Origin of the sequence: Roseisolibacter sp. H3M3-2 (genome assembly GCF_029211165.1) — a bacterium.
GTDB lineage: Bacteria > Gemmatimonadota > Gemmatimonadetes > Gemmatimonadales > Gemmatimonadaceae > Roseisolibacter.
This window is the reverse complement of sequence record NZ_JARGEK010000540.1, coordinates 1-2465: the sequence shown is the minus strand read 5'-3', so window position 1 is coordinate 2465 and position 2465 is coordinate 1. Positions and strand designations below refer to the sequence as shown.

The 2465-nt window shown below is 81.6% G+C and carries 2 protein-coding genes and 1 pseudogene; all 3 read left to right on the top strand.

Annotated elements, in window-relative coordinates; translation table 11 throughout:
• Positions 1-349: pseudogene (locus PYV61_RS24195) on the top strand (hypothetical protein); the annotation flags it as partial.
• A 177-nt stretch (positions 350-526) separates the two neighbouring features.
• Positions 527-1561 (top strand): hypothetical protein, encoded by a 1035-nt coding sequence (locus tag PYV61_RS24190; protein ID WP_275836438.1) that lies wholly within the window; start codon positions 527-529, stop codon positions 1559-1561.
• The coding region (locus PYV61_RS24185; protein WP_275836437.1) for an SNF2-related protein at positions 1555-2465 on the top strand (911 nt) is incomplete at its 3' end. The genes PYV61_RS24190 and PYV61_RS24185, both read left to right, overlap by 7 nt.

Genomic DNA, 2465 nt, shown 5'->3' with positions numbered 1-2465 from the left:
CGGGGTCCGCGCCACCGCCCGCACCCGCGCCGCGCTCCCCGCCGTCGCCGCGCTCCCCTTCGGCTTCGCCTGGCACTTCGGCGACGTCGGCGCCGCCAACGGCTTCGATTGCGTCGTCGGGAATCCGCCGTGGGTGCGCCCGCACGCCCTCCCGCCGCACGAGCGCCTCGCGCTCCGCGCCCGCTACGCGACGGTGCGCGACGCCGCCTGGCGCGCCGGCGCCGCGCGCGCCAACGCCGGCGACGGCTTCGCCGGACAGGCCGACCTCGCGGCGCCGTTCGTCGAGCGCGCGCTCGCCCTGGTCCGGGTCGAGGGGGCGCTCGCGCTGCTCGTCCCGGCGAAGCTCTAGCGCGTCCTCGCCGGCGGCGGCCTGCGCGCGCTCCTCGCACGCGAGGCGCACGTCCGCCGCCTCGACGACTGGAGCGACGCCCCCGCGCTCTTCGACGCCGCCACGTACCCGGCGCTGCTCGTCGCGTCGCGCCGCACGCCCGGGCACGCGCCCGCCGCCCCCGCGCTCCACCTCCGCGTGCACCGCGCCGCCGGCGACGCGTCGACCCTGCTCCCGCCCGACGCGCTCCCCCTCGACGCGCACGATCCCGCCTCCCCCTGGCTCCTCCTCCCCCCCGAGACGCGCGACGCCTTCGACGCCCTCCGCGCCGCAGGCCCGCCCCTCGCCGACGCCGACGTCGCCCGCCCCACGCTCGGCGTGAAGTGCGGCTGCAACGACGCGTTCCTGGTCGACGTCGAGCCGGGCGACGGGCCGACCGCGGTGGTGCACGCCGGCGACCGCGTCGGGCGCGTCGAGCGCGCCCTGCTCCGCCCCGTGCTCCGCGGCGAGGACCTCGCACGCCCGCACGCCCGCGACGACGCGCAGGGCGTCGCGTCGATCCTCTGGACGCACGGCGACGACGGCGCGCCGCTCCCCGCGCTCCCGCCCCTCGCCGCGCGCTGGCTCGCCCCCTGGCGCGACCGGCTCCCCGAGCGCGCCGCCTCGCGCGGCGCCCGCTGGTGGTCCCTCTTCAGCGCCGCCGTCGCCGCCGCGCCGCGCGCCGGCGACTGCTGGGCCGACCTCGCGCGCACCCCCGCGCCCCGCCTCCTCGGCGCCGGCGACCCGACGGTCCCGCTGAACACGTGCTACGTCGCCCCCTGCGACGACCCGCTCGACGCGCGCGCCCTCGCCGCACTCCTCGCCACCCCGCTCGTCGCCGCCTGGCTCGGCGCGCTCGCCGAGCCCGCGCGCGGCGGCTTCCGGCGCCACCTCGCGTGGACCGTCGCGCTCCTCCCCACCCCGCGCGACTGGCGGCGCGCCCGCCTCGTGCTCGCCCCCGCGCTCGACGTCGAGCCCACGGCCCGCAACGCGATCGTCGCCGCGGCGTTCGGGCTCCCGCTGCACCGCCTCGCCCCGCTGCTCGCCTGGGACGCCGGCCTCGCCCCCGCCCCACGGCCGCCCGTGCGCCTCGTCCGCGAGCGGCGGCACGACGCACCCACCGCCATCCCCGCCCCCATCGCCCCCACGCGGTGGCGCGGCCCGCACGCCCGCGGCCACGGCGCGCCGTGCTGACCCCCGCCCCGCCCGACGTCGTCCGCGCGGCCCTCGCCCACGCGGCGCTCGCGCTCCCACCGAGTCCCCCCGCCCCCACGCTCGGCGCGGTCACGCTGCTCCCCCACCAGCGCCTCGCCGTCGCCCGACTCGCGGCGGCGCTGCGCACGCACGGCGCCGCGCTCCTCGCCGACGCGGTCGGGAGCGGCAAGACCTTCGTCGCGCTCGCCCTCGCGCGCGAGCACGCGCCCGCCGTCGTGGTCGCGCCGGCCGCGCTGCGCGACGTCTGGCGCGCCGCCGCCGCCAGCGCCGCCGTCGACCGGGCCTTCGTGTCGGTCGAGTCGCTCTCCCGTCCCGCACTCGCGCCCGCGACGGCGCGCCGACTCGCCGACGCGCGCCTGCTGGTCCTCGACGAGTCGCACCACCTGCGCAACCCGGCGACCCGCCGCTGGCGCCGACTCGCCGACCTCGCCCGCCGCGCCCGCGTCCTCTGCCTCAGCGCCACGCCGATCCACAACACCCCGCACGACCTCCTCGCCCCCCTCGCCCTCGCACTCGGCGGCCGCGTCTTCGCGCTCGACGCGGCGGCGCTCGCGCGCCTCGTGGTGCGCCGCGCGCGCCCGCGCGGCCCGGCCGACGCTCGCGTTCCGCGCGTCCTCCCCACGCGCTGGCACCCGCGGGCCGACGCGGCCGGCGGCGACGCGCTGCTCGACGCGATCCTCGGACTCCCGCCCCCGCTAGCGCCCAGTGACGGCGGCGACGCCCACGCGCTCGAGCGCATCACCCTGCTCCGCCTGCTCGCGGGCGGCCCCGACGCGCGGCGCGCCGGCGCGCGACGACGACACGCGCGCGCCGCCGCGCTCGACGCGGCGCTCGTCGACGGTCGCCACCTCGACGCCCGCGCGCTGCGGCGCTGGACCGCGCC